The organism is Bradyrhizobium sp. Crot121 (assembly GCF_059512385.1).
Genome location: NZ_JCAMOR010000009.1, coordinates 75,050 through 92,272 on the forward strand (window position 1 = coordinate 75,050; position 17,223 = coordinate 92,272).

Genomic DNA, 17,223 nt, shown 5'->3' on the forward strand with positions numbered 1-17,223 from the left:
CACGCTGGAGCCACAGCGAGCTTAACAACAACGCCCTGTGGTTATGGGTTCCCGCCTGCGCGGGAACGACGCTGGGGGAGCCGCTTGAACTTCACGCTGCTGCCGTCGGCCTGGCGCATGGCGGCATAGCCGGCTTCGAGACAGGCTTCACGCTGCGGCATCCTTTCCTGTGGACTACGCAGGCTATCCCACCAGGAGGCGCGCTGCGCCGCGCGCGGCAGCGGCGCGTCGATGATGGCCTCGATCTCCTCGAAGCTGAGCACCAGTTCGGTCAGCGTCTGCCTCTTCAGATAGTCCCGCAATGGGCCGTAATCGTTCACCTCAGGTCCCTTGAATTCACGTCATTGCCGAAAATTGTCAGTCGAACCAACCAACCGTTAACCCATTCGCGGTTCGCTGTCGCCGTTTAAGGCGGCAACAATGTTTCCGGTGCATGAAGGGTGGCCCGGGACCAAACATGCCAAACGAACGGCGACAACAAGCAAAGCGGCACTGGCGGCTATCGACGAAGCTCCTGATCGCTTCCTCGGTCGCGACTGTGATCGGCTTTTCCACCATCTGCACCAGCGTCATGCTCGACATGCGCCGCGGCGAGGAGGAGCTGGCACGGCAGACGCTGGAAAACCTCGCCGCCGGCATCGACTCCGATATCAGCCGCAACATCGAACTGTACGACCTCTCGCTGCGCGCGGTCGCCGGCGCCATGGTGATGCCGGAGATCAAGGAAGTCAGCAATGAGGTCCGGCACCTGATCCTGTTCGACCACGCCGCCACCGCAAAGCACTTTGGCGCGATCCAGGTCTTCGACAGCACGGGGCAATTGGTAGACGATGCATCGACGCTCGATCCCCTGATCGAGAACCGCAGCGACGAAGAATATTTCCACATCCATCGCGACCAGCCCTACACAGGCCTCTACATCTCAAAGCCGATGCTCCACCGCGGCGCCTACGCGATCGTGCTGAGCCGGCGCATCAGCGGCGAAGACGGAAGTTTTCTCGGCGTCGTCGCGGGCTCGATCCGCTTCAGCTATTTCCACGAACTGTTCGGACGGCTGACGCTTGCCCCCGGCGACACCATCACGGTGCTGCGTCGCGACCGCACGATCATCATGCGCACGCCGTTCGATCTCGATGTCATCGGCACCAACCTGGCGGAGCGGCGCAACTGGACTCCAGACAACCTGAAGAACAACGGCTCCTATGCCGGTGCCGGCCCGATCGACCAGACCCCGCGGCTCTATGTTCGCCGCAGCGGAAACGGCCCGCTGTTTACCGTGGTCGGAAAGCCGCTGGACGGCGTCTTCAGCCTGTGGCGCAAGGAGGCGACCCGGATCGGCGCCATCATGGCGGCACTGGTCCTGTTCGTGCTCGGCACCACGCTGTTTCTGGCGCGCGAGATCGGCCGCCGCGCCGAGGCCGAGGAGAAGCTCGAGGAGCTCGCGACCACCGACGCGCTGACCGGTTTGCGAAACCGGCGCAAGTTCGATGCCGATATCGATACGGAATGGCGCCGCGCCGGCCGGCATGAGACGCCGCTCGCCCTGCTCATCATCGACGCCGACCATTTCAAGGCCTTCAACGATACCTATGGTCACCAGGCCGGCGACCAGGTGCTGGTTGGCATCGCGATCTGCATCTCGGATTCGGTCCGGCGCGCCGGCGATTGCACGGCACGCCTTGGCGGCGAGGAATTCGCCGTGCTGCTGCCCGGCCAGAGCGCCGTGGAAGCGTTCGGCGTGGCGGAGATGATCCGCCGCAAGGTCGAACAATGGTGTGACGGAGAGACCATCACCACCGTCAGCATCGGCGTCGCGAGCCTGACGCCTCTGGCCGGCCAGAACTGGACCGATCTGGTGGAAGCCGCCGACCGGGCGCTCTACGCCGCCAAGGCCAATGGCCGCAACCAGAGTGTGGTCGCAAGCCTGCAGACAATGTCGCTGGTGGCGTAAGAGAGGCCGCCGTTACGGCCCCGTTTCTCCAGATCTTGTCATTGCGAGCGTAGCGAAGCAATCCATGCCTCCACAAGCGGCGAAATGGATTGCTTCGCTACGCTCGCAATGACGGCAATCGACAGCTCGTTTGCCGTCACTTCTCCAGATACTTCTTCATCTCCGCCAGCAGGCCGTCGCGCAGTTCGGGGCGGCGCAGGCCATAGGCGAGGTTGGCGCGCAGGAAGCCGGCCTTGGAGCCGCAATCGTGCCGCTCGCCTTCGAACTCCACGCCATAGAATTTCTGCGTCTTCGCCAGGCCGATCATGGCGTCGGTGAGCTGGATCTCGCCGCCGGCGCCGCGCTCCTGCGTCGCCAGGATTTCGAAAATCTCCGGCTGCAAAATATAGCGGCCGGTGATCGAGAGGTTGGATGGCGCCGTGCCCTTCGGCGGCTTCTCCACCATGCCGTTGATCTCGAACATGGTGGGATGGGCGTGGCGCGGGCCGACGCCGCAGATGCCGTATTGGTGGGTAAGATGGTCCGGCACCTCCTCGACCGCGATCAGGTTTGACTTCTCGCCGAGCTTGCTCGCGGCCTCGATCATCTGGGCAAGGCAGCCCGGCGTGTTCAGCACCAGTTCGTCCGGCAGCACCACCGCGAAAGGTTCATTGCCGATAATGTCGCGGGCGCACCATACCGCGTGGCCGAGCCCGTGCGGCGCCTGCTGGCGGGTGAAGCTCACGGCACCTGCTTCCGGCTGATACTGCGCCAGGACGTCCAACTCCGCCTTCTTGCCGCGCGCGACAAGCGTGGTGTCGAGCTCGAACATCCGGTCGAAATGGTCCTCGATGATGGCCTTGTTACGACCCGTGACGAAGACGAAATGCTCGATCCCGGCCTCCTTCGCCTCGTCATACACGTATTGGATGAGCGGCTTGTCGACGATGGTCAGCATTTCCTTCGGCATCGCCTTGGTGGCGGGCAGGACCCGGGTGCCGAGACCAGCGACGGGGAAGACGGCTTTACGGATTTTCATGGGAATGTCGGGCGCCTTGAGCCTTGAAATGTGTGAGACGGGTATCGCACCTTGCTATCCGGTTTGCAGCCGGGAACAAAGGCGGATGTGTGATGCCGCGTCGCTTTTGTCGTTGTGACCGATCAAAACAAAATCTCGCCTTTGTTAAGCTGTTGGAAACCGTCACAAGGCCTTCTGAACCAATCGTTGGAACGGGCAGATCGAGCCATGCGGCGGACGGGAACAGCGACCAGGAGCCGAACCAGCGCGATGATAATCGCGGCGGTTCTGCTTGTTTCCAATCAGGCCTTGGCCCAGTCCCAGGGTGGGCTCGCGGATCTGTTCGGCAATCTGTTCTCGGGACCCAACCCCTCGCCACCGCCCGCAGCCGCCACCGGCGACGGCTCGGCTCCGCCCTGGAGCGGAGAGGACGGCGCTTCCGGCCACCCATTGATGACGGCGGCCGCGATTCGGCAGGCGGCGGCCAATTTCGACAATTGTGTCGCCTCGATGTGGCCCGATGCGGCGCGACGCAACGTCACACGCGAGAATTTCGAGCGCTTCACCGCGGGGCTCACGCCCGACCTGCGCATCATGGATCTCTTGGATTCGCAGCCCGAATTCACCAAGGCGATCTGGGACTATCTCGACATCCTCGTGAACGACAACCGTCTCGCCAAGGGCCGCGAGATCCTCGCCAAATACAAGGCGCAATTCGACGCCGCGGAAAAAGCCTACGGCGTCGACCGCTACGCGGTCGCGGCGATCTGGGGTATCGAATCCAATTATTCGACCCAGATGGGCGACCGCAGCGTGGTGCAATCGACCGCCACGCTCGCCTGCATCGGCCGCCGGCAGGCCTACTTCAAGGATGAATTCCTCTCGGCGCTGGAGATCCTCAATCGCGGCGATCTTCGTCCCGAACAGCTTCGCGGTTCCTGGGCCGGCGCGTTCGGTCCGACGCAATTCATGCCGACCGCTTTCAAGCGTTACGCGGTCGATGGTGACGGCGACGGCAGGCGCGATGTCGTCGACAACCCGGCCGACCTGATCGCCTCAACCGCCAACAACCTGAAAAAGGACGGCTGGCAGACCGGGCAGAGCTGGGGTTACGAAGTCGTGGTTCCCAAGGACTTCAACTACATGATGGCCGACCGTGCCAAGGCGATGACGCTCGCGCAATGGCAGCAGCTTGGACTGCGACGCGCCAACAATCATCCGTTCCCGCACCCGACGGGCAAGGCCTATCTGCTCGCTCCTGCCGGCGCCGAAGGCCCCGGCTTTTTGATGATGCAGAATTTCCGGGTGATCATGAAGTACAACCCGGCGGAGGCCTATGCGCTGGCGATCGGCCATTTTGCCGACCGCCTGCGCGGGGGGCCGCCCTTCGTGCAGCCCTGGCCACGCCAGGAACGGGTGCTGTCGCGGGCCGAACGGCTGGAACTGCAACAACTGCTCGCCCAGCGCGGCTTTTACCGCGGCACGCCGGACGGCCAGATCGGCGGCCAGACCAGGGAAGCGCTGCGCGGTTTCCAGGCCTCGATCGGCACGCCCGCCGACGGATTTGCCACTTCCGACATGCTGGAGCGCCTGAGAGGGCGATAGGACCCCAAAAATCACCCAAATACCGCTATTTGGCCGCCGCCTTGACGACCTGGGCGGATGCCCGATCCATGCTGGAAAATATGCCCGCTTGAGGCCCGATTCCGGTAGTATGGCGTTGTCCTCAAAATCCATTTCGACCGAGCTTTGATGCCGAAGCCAAAGTCCTTCCTGCGCATGTTCACCGAGAGCGGCCCGCTGGTCGCGCTCGCGGTTGTGATCGCGCTGCTGGTCGGGATCGCCGGCCCCGCCTCGGCGCAGTTCTTCGGCTTTCCGGGCTTTGGCGGTCCACCGCAGCGCTCGGCGCCGCGCAACAATGGCGGCGGCTGGTTCGGCGGGGATTTCTTCGCTCCCTTCCAGCATGCGCCGCCGCAGCAACAACAGCAGCAACAGGCGCCGCGTCAGGATTTTTCGCGAGCGCCACCGCCGGCGAAGCGCGACACGGCGCCGGAGCGCAACGTGCTGGTGCTTGGCGATGCCATGGCAGACTGGCTCGCCTATGGCCTCGAGGACACCTATTCCGAACAGCCCGACATGGGCGTGATCCGCAAGCACAAGACCGTGTCCGGCCTGATCAAATACCAGCCCAAGGGCGAGCCCTCCGATTGGGCCGCCGCCGCGCGGAGCATCCTCGCCACCGAAAAAGCGGATGCGATCGTGGTGATACTCGGTCTCAATGACCGCGTTTCGATCCGCGAGCCTGTCGTCGACAAGAAGGACGACAAGAAAACCGAGAAGAAGGACGCCAAGCCTTCGGATGGCGCCGCCAAGCCGGACGACAAGCCGGTCGATGCCGAATTATCGCCGGAGGATGCCGCCGACGCGCCGCAGGCCGCGGCGCCCGAGCGCAGCGCGCGTTCGGCAAACGGCGTCTATGAATTCCGCGACGAACGCTGGGTCGAGCTCTACAACAAGAAGATCGATGAACTGATCGGCGTGCTGAAGAGCAAGGGCGTGCCGGTGTTGTGGGTCGGCCTGCCGGCGATCCGCGGCCAGAAGGGAACATCGGACATGCTGTTCCTGGATTCGCTGTACCGGGACAGCGCGGCCAAGGCCGGCATCACCTACGTCGATGTCTGGGATGGCTTCGTCGACGAGGCCGGTCGCTTCATGCAGAAGGGCCCGGATTTCGAAGGCCAGATTCGCCAGCTCCGCACCTCGGACGGCGTCTTCTTCACCAAGGCCGGCGCGCGCAAGCTGGCGCACTATGTGGACCGCGAGGTGACGCGGCTGCTCGCCCGCTCCACACCGATCGCGCTGCCGACCGAGCCGGCGACTCCTGACGCCAGTGCTACGCCCGGCCAGCCTGCGCGGCCATTGGCGGGACCAATTGTGCCGCTGGTCGCCTCCTCCGTCGGCACCGATCAGTTGCTCGGCGGCCCCGGCTCGCGTCCAGCCGCGGTCGATCCGCTCACGGCACGAACCCTGGTGAAGGGCGAACCGCTCGCGCCACCCGCCGGCCGCGCCGACGATTTTGCCTGGCCGCGCCGCGAAATCGGTCGCGAGCAGGCCAAGGGAGAAACGCCGGTTGCCGCGACCACCCCCGAGGGGACTGGCGCAGGTGCGGGCGCCGGAACAGCGCCGGCGGCGACGGCCGCAGCTCCCGCGCCGCCAAAGCCGGCAGCGCAGAAGCGTGTGTTCCGGCCGGCCCAGCCCAATCCGCCGCCTGCCTCGACCTTTGGCGATTTCTTCGGCTTCGGCTCGCCGCCTGCCACCGGGCCGCGTCAGCAGACAGCGCCGCCGCGGCCGCCGGCCTCGATCGTTCCACGTCCACCGGCGGATGTCGGACGATCCGCGGAAGCGCCGTTCGGCAATTTCATGAGATGGTGACGGCAGTCATTCCAAAGATAGGGTGGACAAAGGCAAGCGTGCCCACCATCGCGAGCGGAATGTTAGGCGGTGGGCACGCTTCGCTTTGCCTGCCCTACCCGGCGCCCTGGAACGACGGCTAATAGCGCCAGCGCGGTGGCGGACGGCGCGGCGGCCGCGACAGCAATAGCCCGAGCGCCAAACCGAGGCCGCCGGCAATCAGCAAGGCGCCGATCGGATTGTCCTGCACGGTCTTGGTCAGCGCCTGCTGGCCGCTTCGAACGGTCTCGCCGCGATTCTCGTAAGCATCCCTGGCGTAGTTGACGGCGGTGTCCGCGGCGTCGTGCGCGGCATCCTTGGCTTGGCCATAGAGATTCTGCACCGTGCCGGCGGCTTCGCGCGCGCGGCCTGATGCTTCCGTCTTGCTGTCACCGGCCATTTCACCGACGGTGCCTTCCGCCTTGCCGGCAAACTCCTTGGTGGCACCAGCGATCCGATCAGTATCCATCGCGGTCACTCCTCTCCGTTTCCGGGAAAGTAACCGGCGAGCCCAGCCGCGGTTCCTGCGCCTACAAAATCAACCCGCCGTCGACGACGATGGTCTGGCCGATGATGTAGGCGGCGAGCGGCGAGGCCAGGAACAGCGCGGCACCCGCCATGTCTTGCGGCGTGCCGAGCCGCCTCAGCGGAATCCGCTCCAGCGCGCCTTCGAGCCGCTTCGGGTTCGCCGTCGTCACCTTGGTCATCTTGGTATCGACCAGGCCCGGTGCGATGCCATTGACGCGGATGCCATCCTCGGCCCAGGCCTCCGCAAGCGTCCGCGTTAGCCCGACCGCGCCGGTCTTCGAGGCGTTGTAGGCGGGATTTCCCATCGTCGAATGATAGGCGGCGGTCGAACTGACGATGATGAGCGAGCCCTTGCTCGCGCTCAGCATCGCCTGGAATTTGGTCGCACACGCCATCAGGCTCATGAGGTTGACTTCCATGACCTTGCGAAAGCCCTCCATCTCGAACTCGCCGCGGCGGTAGATCACCGCGCCTTGCGCCAGCACCAGCACATCGAGCCGGTCGAAGGTCGGCTTGAATTGCTCGATCGCACGAGCGTCGCCGACGTCGAGCTGCGAGTATTCCAACCCGTCCAGATGCGAACCTTCCTCTGCCGAATAGTCGCTCGCCTTGGCGCGCGTGCCGCAGACATGCACGCGCGCGCCCTTGGCGCGGAATGCTTGCGCGATGCCGTTGCCGATGCCGCTGGAGCCGCCCACCACGAGAACCTGCCTGCCGCTGAAATCGAGCTCGTTCATCGCACGCTTTCTCCCTTGCTTCTTGCTTGTTTGACCTGTCTGCGGATCGATGCCAGCCTTGTCAATCCTGCAACCTGTTCCCTCCATCCCACTGGTCACACGATGTCCGAATTCAAACAGCTCAGCCGCTCGGTGAAAGGCTTGACCGTTCTCGTCACCGGCGCCGCCAGCGGCATGGGCCGGGCCACCGCGCTGGTGTTCGCCGCTGAGGGCGCCAATGTCGCCGTCACCGACATCACCTCCGAAGGCACGGAGGCGGTTGCGCAGGAGATCGGCAAGAGCGGAGGGACGGCAAAGGCGTGGGCGCTCGACGTCGCCGATCGCAATGCAATCCCGGCCGTGATTAACGGCGTCGCCGCGCATTTCGGCGGGCTCGACATCCTCGTCAACAACGCCGGTATCTCCGTGCGCGTCGCAATCGACGACGACGGCTATGATGACGCGTGGGCCAAGGCGATCGCGGTGATGCTGACCGCGCATCAGCGCATCATCCGCGCCGCTTTGCCGCATTTGCGAAAATCGAAATGCCCGCGCATCGTCAATATCGCTTCCACCGAGGCGCTCGGCGCTACCGCATTGCACAGTCCTTATTCCGCGGCGAAGGCCGGCGTCACCGGGCTGACACGCTCGCTTGCCGTGGAACTGGGCCGCGAGGGCATCACTGTGAACTGCATCTGCCCGGGCCCGATCCGCACCGGGATTACCGACCGGATTCCGGAAGAGCATAAGACGATCTATGCCAAGCGCCGCACAGCGCTCGGCCGCTATGGCGAGCCGGAGGAGGTCGCGCACATGACCTTGAGCCTGTGCCTGCCGGCGGCGTCGTTCCTGACTGGCGCGGTGATCCCGGTGGATGGCGGGCTGATGGCGCGAAATGCGTGATGCGCTGCAACGTGTCCGGGCCGCCGCGTGCAAGGGGCCATGCGCCGGCGCCGCGTTGACTTGGCAACGTCACAGGATAGCCTTTCCTCAAACGAAGCGGAAAAACCGCCTGCACATGAGGAGAGAACGCCATGGCCATCGCGATCCGGCAGCTTCATCCGCATTTTGTCGGTGAGGTCACAGGCCTCGATCTGCGAAAGCCGCTGACCAGGCAGGAAGCGATCGAAGTCGAGGCGGCGATGGACAAATACGCCGTGCTCGTCTTCCACGACCAGGACATAACAGACGAGCAGCAACTGGCCTTTGCGCTGAACTTCGGCGAGCGCGAAAACGCGCGCGGCGGCAACGTGACCAAGAAGGCGGATTATCGCCTCTCCTCCGGGCTGAACGACGTCTCCAACCTCGGCAAGGACGGCAAGCCGCTACCCAAGGATCACCGCACCCATCTGTTCAATCTCGGCAACTGCCTGTGGCATTCCGACAGCTCGTTCCGGCCGATTCCGGCGAAATTCTCGCTGTTGTCGGCGCGGGTGGTGAACCCGAAGGGCGGCAACACCGAATTCGCCGACATGCGCGCGGCCTATGACGCGCTGGACGAGGAGACCAAGTCTGAAATCGAGGACCTGATCTGCGAGCACTCGCTGATGTATTCACGCGGCTCGCTGGGCTTTCTCGACTATAGCGACGAGGAGAAGGAGATGTTCAAGCCGGTGCTGCAGCGCCTGGTGCGGACCCATCCGGTGCATCGCCGCAAGTCGCTCTATCTCTCGTCGCACGCGGGCGCGGTGCGCGGCATGAGCATGCCGGAGGGCCGGCTGCTGCTACGCGACCTCACCGAGCATGCGACCCAGCCTGAATTCGTCTATGTCCACAGGTGGAAGCTGCACGACCTCGTGATGTGGGACAATCGCCAGACCATGCATCGCGTCCGCCGCTACGACCAGTCCCAGCCGCGCGACATGCGCCGCGCAACCGTGGCCGGCACCGAGCCGACCGTCGCGCAGCAGGCGGCGGAGTAGCTGTTGTACGCAATCAACCCTCGTCATGCGCGGGCTTGACCCGCGCATCCATCACCTCTTCAAGAACGCAATTTTTGACCGATGGATTGCCGGGTCAAGCCCGGCAATGACAGCCTCACGCGTGGCCAGCTTCGTTCGAGAGCATGCCGACGTCGATGCCTATCTTGCGCAGGGCGCGGTCGTATTTGTCCTCGACGTCGTCGCCGAAGATCAGATCCGAATCGGCGTCGCAATGCAGCCAGCCATTGTGCTGGATCTCGTTTTCGAGCTGCCCCGGGGCCCAGCCGGCATAGCCCAGGGCCAGGATCGCATGCCTGGGGCCGGAGCCCTTGGCGATCGCCTTCAGGATGTCGACGGTCGCGGTCAGGCAGATATCGTCGTCGATATTCAGCGTCGCATCCTGGATGTAGAAATCGCTGGAATGCAGCACGAACCCGCGGCCGGTATCGACCGGGCCGCCCTTCATCACCTTCATGGTCTCGGCATTTTCCGGCAATTTGATCTGGTCGGCCTTCTGGATGATGTCGAGTTGCACCAAGAGCCCCGGGAAATCGATGCTTCCGGCCGGACGGTTGACGATGATGCCCATCGCCCCCTCGGCGGAATGCGCGCACATGTAGATGACGGAGCGCTCGAAGCGGGGATCGCTCATAACCGGCATGGCGATCAGGATCTGGCCGTCGAGATAACCGCTGCCCGACGAATTGTCGCCGACGCCGGCCACCTTGCCGCGGGCGGTCTTTGGTGCTTTGCCTTCAGGAGTCATCTGAAAGGCCTCCATGCTGATTTGATATCCTGATATTGGGTGAGGCTTCTGTCAATCAAGCAGAGCGCCGTATTCGCGCCATCCATCACACGCAATTCAATGGTTTACGCAATAACCAGCCGGTAAAGACGTTCCATGATCGCCATAGTTCCCATGCGGGTTGCGCTCGGCCTGCTAGCCACTCTTTCAGTCGTCTGGCCTGCGACGGAGGTACATGCCGAGGATTCCTCGCCCTGGCAGCGGGACGCCCATTCGGCGGTACGGCTGCTTGCAGGTTCGCGTAGCGGCGCGGTTTTGCTAGGCGGTATAGCCATCCAACTCGAGCCCGGTTGGAAAACCTATTGGCGTACCCCCGGCGATTCCGGTGTGCCGCCGCGTTTCGATTTCTCGAAGTCGGAAAATGTCGACGCGGTGACAGTGTTGTGGCCGGCGCCGATGAAATTTGACGACGGCGCCGGCGGCACCTCGCTCGGCTACAAGCACCAGGTGGTGCTGCCGCTTCGGATCGTCGCCAAGAGTGCGGACAAGCCGCTGACGCTGCGGGCCAACATTAACTATGCGGTGTGCGAGAAGCTGTGCATCCCTGTGGAGACCAGCGTCGAGCTTGCTTTTGCGAGCGTCGCCTCCACCGAGGACGGCGCGCTGTCGTCCGCGCTCGACACCGTGCCGAAGCCGGCCAATATCGGCGATCCCAACCCGGTGACGATCCGCGACGTCAAACGCAGCGGCAAGGCGACCGTGCTGGTCGATGTCGCCGCGCCCGAAGGCAAGGACGTCAGCCTGTACGTCGAGGGACCGACGCCGGACTGGGCCCTCCCGGTGCCGAAGCTCGAGCCGAACTCGCCACCCGGGGTGAAACGGTTCTCCTTCGAGCTCGACGGCCTGCCGCCGGGCGCCAATCCGGACGGCGCCGCGCTGAAATTGACCCTGGTCGGCGGCGACCGCGCCTACGAGTTCAACACCAATCTGGAGTGATTAGGAATTTGTAACCCGGGGACAGTGGCCCCGCGCTGAAAGACGGGCCCGGATTGCGCGGAGCCTGTCATCGGGCGCGTATCGCGCGACCCGTTGGCTTCCATCCGGGCTATGGTTTCACCGTTATCCACCCAACCCATTCTTAACGTTTCGTTGATAGTTCAGGGCCCCTGTCGCAAACGCGCGGCATTTTGGGAATTTTCGCCTTGGCCGTGATGGACGCCCAATCCGCAACCGCTTCGCCCACGGGCATGATGGCGCGTATGCGCGGCCTGATCGGCGGCTCCGGCGAGGCATCTGTCACGCGGCGGCTCGCGGGGACGATCTTCGTCATCCGCGTCGTCAGCGCCGTCGCCGCCTATCTCTCGCAAATCCTGCTCGCGCGCTGGATGGGCAGCTCGGACTATGGCGTCTATGTCTATGTCTGGACCTGGGTGCTGCTGCTCGGCAGCATGATGGATTTCGGCATTTCGGCCTCGGCGCAGAAGCTCATTCCGGAATACCGCACGGCAGGCGAGCACGCGCTATTGCGCGGTTTTCTGTCCGGCAGCCGCTGGCTGACTTTTGCGGTGTCGACCGCGGTCTCGCTGCTGCTCGCAGGCCTCGTCAAGCTGCTGTCGCCATGGATCGGCATGGACACGGTCGTGCCGCTTTATATCGGCTGCCTGACGCTGCCAGCGTTCGTGGTCGCCAATACCCAGGACGGGATTGCCCGGTCGCATGACTGGATGCGGCTCGGCCTGATGCCGCAATTCATCGTGCGCCAGGGACTGATCATCGGCTTCACCGCGGGCGCCGTCGTGCTCGGCTTCGATCTCGGCGCCACCGCCGCGATGCTCGCCAGCGCCGCGGCGGTGTGGATCGCCATGATCGGCCAGATGCTGGTGCTGAACCGCCGCCTCGCGGCCCACGTCGAGCCGGGCGAGAAGGCCTACGACATCAGCGGCTGGCTTGCGGTCTCACTGCCGATCCTGCTGGTCGAAAGCTTTTATCTGCTGCTCTCCTACACCGATGTGCTGGTGCTGCAGCAGTTCCGCTCCTCCGAGGAGGTCGGCGTCTACTTTGCCGTGGTGAAGACGCTGGCGCTGGTGTCCTTCATCCACTACGCGATGTCGGCGACGACGGCGCATCGCTTCGCCGAATACAACGCGCTCGGCGACAAGGCGCGGCTATCGGCCTATGTCGCCCATGCGATCCAGTGGACGTTCTGGCCTTCGCTCGCCGCGACCGTCCTCCTGCTCGCCTTTGGCAAGCCGCTGCTCTGGCTGTTCGGGCCGCAATTCGTCGTCGGCTACGACATCATGTTCCTGGCCGCCATCGGCCTCGTGGTGCGCGCTGCAATCGGCCCGGTCGAACGTCTGCTCAACATGCTCGGCCACCAGAAGATCTGCGCGCTCGCCTACGCGCTCGCCTTCGTCATGAACCTGGTGCTGTGCGTCGCACTGGTACCGCGCTTCGGCGGCCACGGCGCCGCCATAGCGATATCGACGTCGCTGAGCTTCGAGACCGTGCTCTTGTTCTGGATCGTCCGCCGGCGGCTCGGGCTGCACGTGCTGGCGTTCGGGAAGATCGGTTCCGGCTGATAGCAATCCCGGGCCGCGCCACATGTAATCGCAGCGTGACCGCAGCAGACCTGAAAGATCTTCTGGAACGCGTTCAGGCTTGGCCGAGGCTCGCAAGATGAGCTTGCTGCGCCGTTGCGGAGCAAATCGAGAGTGAACTGCGAGGCGACGCCTATGTCGTCACTTGCGGCAAACTGTGCGCGATCGACGACGCCATAGCCTCGATCGATGCCGACGACTTTGCGACCGACCGCGAAGTGGAGCGAAGCGAAGCAATCCGTAGCGCCGCAAGTGGAGGCATGGATTGCTTCGCGGAGCCTGTCATCGGGCGCGCGTTCGGGCGACCCGTTGGCTCGCAATGACGAAGGCTGTCATTCCGGGGCGATGCGAAGCATCGAGCCCGGGCTGACGGTGGAGAGTGTAGCGGCTAATTCGTCGGCATCACGTAGGCGTAGATGCGGCCGCGGGAGACCGGGGCTTCGCGGACGCGGTTGCCGTTGTTGCCGGAGATCATGATCGGATTTCCCTTGGCATCGATGCCGGTGATGATGCCGACATGGCCGCCGCGGCGTCCCCGCGACATCACGGCGATGGCACCGACCTGCGGGCCGGAGACTCGCTGCCCGTAACGGGCGAACGAACTCGCCATGTCGGAGCCGGTGCCGCGATAACCCGAATGCTGCAGCACCATGTTCATGAAGCGCGCGCACCACAGGCTGCCGCGGCTGGTCGGGTTGCCGCCGAGGTGACGGCGGGCTTCATCGACGATGTTCGACGAACCGAAGCTTGCCGCCTGCTGAGGCTCCGGCGACAGACTCGCATTGCTGTCGGCAAGGCCTTGCGCCTGCATCTGTGCGACGCCGCGCTCAAAGCGCGAGACGCGGACCCTGCGCCAGTGGTGAGCGCGGGCATGGTGATGCTTGGCATGATGACCGGCATGATAGGCCCTGGCGTGGCGCCCTGCGCCGTGATGAGGCCGTGCCGAAGCGGGAGAAATAGAAGCGACGATAACCGTCGAACACAACGCCAGCGCCAGAACTCGAAGCAACCGGCGGAACGCACGCAACTGAACCATACTTCCCATTTTTTCCTTCTGTTACACCCCCGTTTTCCAGGTGCGCCCGTCTGTGGATGACATCTGGATGACAGCCGCAGCGCGTTTTGTGCCGCTCAATGTGGCAAGACAAAGATGTCGTGCCGCGCTGCGGCGAAAAATTGCGGGACGATTTCGCGAACATTTGGCGGCGAAAAAGAAACGATGCCGCCGCATTGCAGCCGTGAAGGTTAATTGCAATCTTGCCGCGCAGGCTCACAAGAAGGAAAAGGTTAAAATGCCCTATGCCGTCGCCAAGGATAATGTCCGCCTCTATTTCGAAGAGGTTGGGAGCGGAACGCCGATCATCTTCCTGCACGAGTTCGCGGCCGATCACACCAATTGGGAGCCGCAGATGCGTTATTTCTCGCGCGGCCACCGCTGCATCGCCTATTCCGCGCGCGGCTACACGCCCTCCGACGTCCCGCCATCGGCCGAGGTCTACAGCTACAAGCATTTCTACACCGATGCGCTCGCGGTGCTCGATCATCTCGGCATCGCCCGCGCGCATTTCGTCGGGCTGTCGATGGGCTCCTATTCGTCGCTGCAGGTTGCGCTGAATGCGCCCGAGCGCGTGATGTCGATGACGCTCGCAGGCGTCGGCTCCGGCTCAAGTCTCGAACACCTCGACGCCTTCCGTGCGCAATGCCGGGCCAATGCCGAGCAGTATGAGACGATTGGATCGGAAGCGGTCGCCAAGGTGACGCGCGAGGCGCCGGGCCGGATTCCGTTCCTGGTCAAGGATCCGCGCGGCCATGCCGACTTCTATGCCGCGCTCGCGCGCCACGATGCCAAGGGCTCGGCCAACACCATGCGCAGCTTTCAAGGCGGCCGGCCCTCGATCTACACCATGGCGGAAGCGATTGGACGCGTGCCGACGCCGGCGCTGATCATCTGCGGCGACGAGGACGACAATTGCGTCGAGCCGAGCCTGTTTTTGAAGAAGCATTTGCCCGCGGCGGGGCTGACGTTCTTCCCGAAATCGGGACACGTGCTCAATCTCGAGGAACCCGCGCTGTTCAACGAGATGGTCGAGCGGTTTATTGCGTTGGTGGAAGCGGGAAGGTGGCTGCCGCGCGATCCCAGGTCGATGGTGTAACCGTCATTCCGGGGCACGCGAAGCGTGAACCCGGAATCCATTCATCTACGTGTTTTGCGGCGCAATGGATTCCGGGCCTGCGCCTTCGGCGCATCCCGGAATGACGAGGGGAGGTGCTCGCGGCAACAGTTTAGCCTGTCATTCCGGGGCACGCGAAGCGTGAGCCCGGAATGCATCGAGCCGCAGAGTTCGTGGAGGAAATGGATTCCGGGCTCGATGCTTCGCATCGCCCCGGAATGACGGAGGAGAGGTCTTCCGGAATGACGGGGAGAGTACTCAGCGTCCCTTCCCGCCCCTGCTCAGCAGGAACACACCCTGCTCGCCGAACATGTTCCAGACCCACCACGGCAGGTTCAGCGGCACCGGGCGGCCGTAGAGGTCGAGCGCGACGGCGCGCTCCATCTTGACGTGGATCTCGTCGCAGAGCTGCACGAAATCCTTGATGGTGCAGAAATGAATGTTGGGGGTGTCGTACCAGGTGGCCGGCAGATTTTCGGTGCGCGGCATGTGCCCGCCGATCAAAAGCTGCAGCCGCATCTTCCAGAAACCGAAATTCGGGAACGAGACGATGGCGCGGTGGCCGATGCGCAGGAGATTTTCCAGCACAGCCTTCGGCTGCCGCGTCGCCTGCAGCGTCTGCGACAGGATTACGTAGTCGAACGCATCGTCGGGATAGTTGCCGAGGTCGGTGTCGGCGTCGCCCTGCACCACCGCGAGTCCCTTGGCGACGCAGTGGTTGACGCCTTCGCGCGACAGCTCGATGCCGCGGCCATCGATGCCGCGACTCTCCAGAAGCTGCAACAGATCGCCGTCACCGCAGCCGACGTCGAGCACGCGCGACCCGGGCTCAACCATTTCGGCGACGAGAAGATGGTCCGGACGAAGGCTCGTGCTCGCCTGCGGCGCCAAGCCGGGCAGCGGCAGAGTTTGCTCCTGAAGCGCCATCACTTAAGCCCCCGCATCGCCAAGGCCACGCGACTTACCCGCCGAGTGCAGGAAGGCGCGCGAGATGTCGAAGAATTCGGGCACATCGAGCAGGAAGGCGTCGTGACCCTTGTCGGTCTCGATCTCCGCGAACGAGACCCGCGCGCTGGAGGCATTCAGCGCGTGCACCAGCGCCCGCGCCTCCGAAGTCGGAAACAGCCAGTCGCTCGTGAACGATACTACGCAGAAGCGGGTCTCGACGCCGCGGAACGCCTGCGCCAGCACACCATTGTGGTCGGCGGCGATGTCGAAATAGTCCATCGCGCGCGTCAGATAGAGATAGCTGTTGGCATCGAAGCGCTCGACAAAGGACGAGCCCTGGTAGCGCAGATAGCTCTCGACCTGGAAATCGGCATCGAAGGAGAATGTCGGCAACTCGCGATCCTGCATCCGCCGCCCGAACTTGCGATGCAGCGCCGCGTCAGAGAGATAGGTGATATGCGCGGCCATCCGCGCGACCGCGAGCCCGCGATGCGGATGCGTGCCCTGGTCGACATAGCTTCCGCCACGCCAATCCGGATCGGCCATCACGGCCTGCCGGCCGAGCTCATGAAAGGCGATGTTCTGCGCCGAATGCCGCGTCGAGCAGGCGATCGCGAGCGTCGAGAACACGCGCTCCGGATAGGCCGCCGCCCATTGCACCGCCTGCATGCCGCCCATGGAGCCGCCGACCACCGCGAACAGCGTCTCGATGCCGAGTTGGTCGATCAGCATCGCCTGCGCACGCACCATGTCAGGGATGGTGATGATCGGAAAATCCAGGCCCCATACCTTGCCGGTCGCAGGGTTCAGCGAGGCAGGGCCAGTCGAACCCATGCAGCCGCCAAGCACGTTGGAGCAGATGATGAAGTATCTGGAGGTGTCGAGCGGCCGGCCGGGGCCGACCATGGTCTCCCACCAGCCAGGCTTGCCGGTCACCGGATGCAAATTGTTGACATGCTGGTCGCCGGTCAGGGCGTGGCAGACCAGAATGGCGTTGGAGCGCTCGGCATTGAGCTCGCCATAGGTCTGATAGGCGATCTGGAATGGCGCAAGGTCAATGCCGCAGTCGAGCTTCAACGGCTGATCCATGCCGAACTTCGCCACCGGCGAGGACGGATGATCGGCCTCATGGGCGCGATCCTCACCCTGAATCGACGGACTCTTGATCGACTGCACCTTGGTCATTTGTGGCGCCTTC

General features: G+C 64.0%; 16 protein-coding genes. 8 read left to right on the forward strand and 8 right to left on the reverse strand.

What is annotated here, in order from left to right:
• Positions 1–41 precede the first annotated feature (41 nt).
• Positions 42–320, reverse strand: a complete 279-nt coding sequence (locus AC5ZGW_RS11385; protein WP_130226492.1) for a DUF7662 domain-containing protein — start codon at positions 318–320, stop codon at positions 42–44.
• A gap of 137 nt (positions 321–457) precedes the next feature.
• On the opposite strand from AC5ZGW_RS11385, the gene AC5ZGW_RS11390 reads away from it, so the two are divergent.
• Positions 458–1,951: a GGDEF domain-containing protein gene (locus AC5ZGW_RS11390; RefSeq protein ID WP_130226493.1), complete on the forward strand. Its 1,494-nt coding sequence runs from the start codon at positions 458–460 to the stop codon at positions 1,949–1,951.
• 136 nt (positions 1,952–2,087) lie between these two features.
• On the opposite strand, the gene AC5ZGW_RS11395 is transcribed toward AC5ZGW_RS11390, so the two are convergent.
• Complete coding sequence (locus tag AC5ZGW_RS11395) at positions 2,088–2,969, reverse strand: UTP--glucose-1-phosphate uridylyltransferase (RefSeq protein ID WP_130226494.1); 882 nt, start codon at positions 2,967–2,969, stop codon at positions 2,088–2,090.
• A gap of 249 nt (positions 2,970–3,218) precedes the next feature.
• Here AC5ZGW_RS11395 and AC5ZGW_RS11400 point away from each other — a divergent pair, with 249 nt between their 5' ends.
• Positions 3,219–4,553 carry a lytic murein transglycosylase gene (locus tag AC5ZGW_RS11400; protein ID WP_496113915.1) on the forward strand — a complete coding sequence of 445 codons (1,335 nt, stop codon included), beginning with the start codon at positions 3,219–3,221 and terminating at the stop codon, positions 4,551–4,553.
• Positions 4,554–4,700: 147 nt separating this feature from the next.
• Positions 4,701–6,380 (forward strand): SGNH/GDSL hydrolase family protein, encoded by a 1,680-nt coding sequence (locus tag AC5ZGW_RS11405; RefSeq protein WP_463327140.1) that lies wholly within the window; start codon positions 4,701–4,703, stop codon positions 6,378–6,380.
• 118 nt (positions 6,381–6,498) lie between these two features.
• On the opposite strand, the gene AC5ZGW_RS11410 is transcribed toward AC5ZGW_RS11405, so the two are convergent.
• Both AC5ZGW_RS11410 and AC5ZGW_RS11415 read right to left on the reverse strand, forming a co-directional pair.
• On the reverse strand, positions 6,499–6,867 hold the full coding sequence (locus tag AC5ZGW_RS11410; protein WP_130229637.1) for a CsbD family protein: 369 nt from the start codon (positions 6,865–6,867) through the stop codon (positions 6,499–6,501).
• A gap of 61 nt (positions 6,868–6,928) precedes the next feature.
• A complete protein-coding gene (locus AC5ZGW_RS11415) occupies positions 6,929–7,663 on the reverse strand; it encodes an SDR family NAD(P)-dependent oxidoreductase (protein ID WP_130229636.1) in 735 nt (244 codons plus the stop codon).
• Positions 7,664–7,765: 102 nt separating this feature from the next.
• Here AC5ZGW_RS11415 and AC5ZGW_RS11420 point away from each other — a divergent pair, with 102 nt between their 5' ends.
• Together AC5ZGW_RS11420 and AC5ZGW_RS11425 are read left to right on the forward strand one after the other, a co-directional pair.
• Positions 7,766–8,545 carry an SDR family NAD(P)-dependent oxidoreductase gene (locus AC5ZGW_RS11420; protein WP_165435544.1) on the forward strand — a complete coding sequence of 260 codons (780 nt, stop codon included), beginning with the start codon at positions 7,766–7,768 and terminating at the stop codon, positions 8,543–8,545.
• A 131-nt stretch (positions 8,546–8,676) separates the two neighbouring features.
• The gene (locus AC5ZGW_RS11425) at positions 8,677–9,564 is read left to right on the forward strand and encodes a TauD/TfdA dioxygenase family protein (protein WP_130229635.1); all 888 of its coding nucleotides are present in this window, start codon (positions 8,677–8,679) and stop codon (positions 9,562–9,564) included.
• Between the two features lie 115 nt (positions 9,565–9,679).
• On the opposite strand, the gene AC5ZGW_RS11430 is transcribed toward AC5ZGW_RS11425, so the two are convergent.
• Positions 9,680–10,330 carry a YqgE/AlgH family protein gene (locus AC5ZGW_RS11430; protein WP_130229634.1) on the reverse strand — a complete coding sequence of 217 codons (651 nt, stop codon included), beginning with the start codon at positions 10,328–10,330 and terminating at the stop codon, positions 9,680–9,682.
• A 135-nt stretch (positions 10,331–10,465) separates the two neighbouring features.
• Here AC5ZGW_RS11430 and AC5ZGW_RS11435 point away from each other — a divergent pair, with 135 nt between their 5' ends.
• Entirely contained in the window at positions 10,466–11,305 is an 840-nt protein-coding gene (locus AC5ZGW_RS11435; protein WP_130229633.1) for a protein-disulfide reductase DsbD domain-containing protein, read from the forward strand.
• A 206-nt stretch (positions 11,306–11,511) separates the two neighbouring features.
• A complete protein-coding gene (locus AC5ZGW_RS11440; RefSeq protein WP_165435543.1) occupies positions 11,512–12,888 on the forward strand; it encodes a lipopolysaccharide biosynthesis protein in 1,377 nt (458 codons plus the stop codon).
• A gap of 406 nt (positions 12,889–13,294) precedes the next feature.
• On the opposite strand, the gene AC5ZGW_RS11445 is transcribed toward AC5ZGW_RS11440, so the two are convergent.
• Positions 13,295–13,942, reverse strand: coding sequence for a TIGR02594 family protein (locus tag AC5ZGW_RS11445; RefSeq protein WP_130229638.1), 648 nt, complete (start codon positions 13,940–13,942; stop codon positions 13,295–13,297).
• 256 nt (positions 13,943–14,198) lie between these two features.
• Here AC5ZGW_RS11445 and AC5ZGW_RS11450 point away from each other — a divergent pair, with 256 nt between their 5' ends.
• Entirely contained in the window at positions 14,199–15,059 is an 861-nt protein-coding gene (locus AC5ZGW_RS11450; RefSeq protein WP_130229632.1) for an alpha/beta fold hydrolase, read from the forward strand.
• A gap of 276 nt (positions 15,060–15,335) precedes the next feature.
• Here the strand turns inward: AC5ZGW_RS11450 and metW are convergent, their stop codons facing one another.
• Both metW and metX read right to left on the reverse strand, forming a co-directional pair.
• Complete coding sequence (gene metW / locus AC5ZGW_RS11455) at positions 15,336–16,004, reverse strand: methionine biosynthesis protein MetW (RefSeq protein WP_130229631.1); 669 nt, start codon at positions 16,002–16,004, stop codon at positions 15,336–15,338.
• 3 nt (positions 16,005–16,007) lie between these two features.
• Positions 16,008–17,210, reverse strand: a complete 1,203-nt coding sequence (gene metX / locus AC5ZGW_RS11460) for a homoserine O-acetyltransferase MetX (RefSeq protein ID WP_130229630.1) — start codon at positions 17,208–17,210, stop codon at positions 16,008–16,010.
• Positions 17,211–17,223 lie beyond the last annotated feature (13 nt).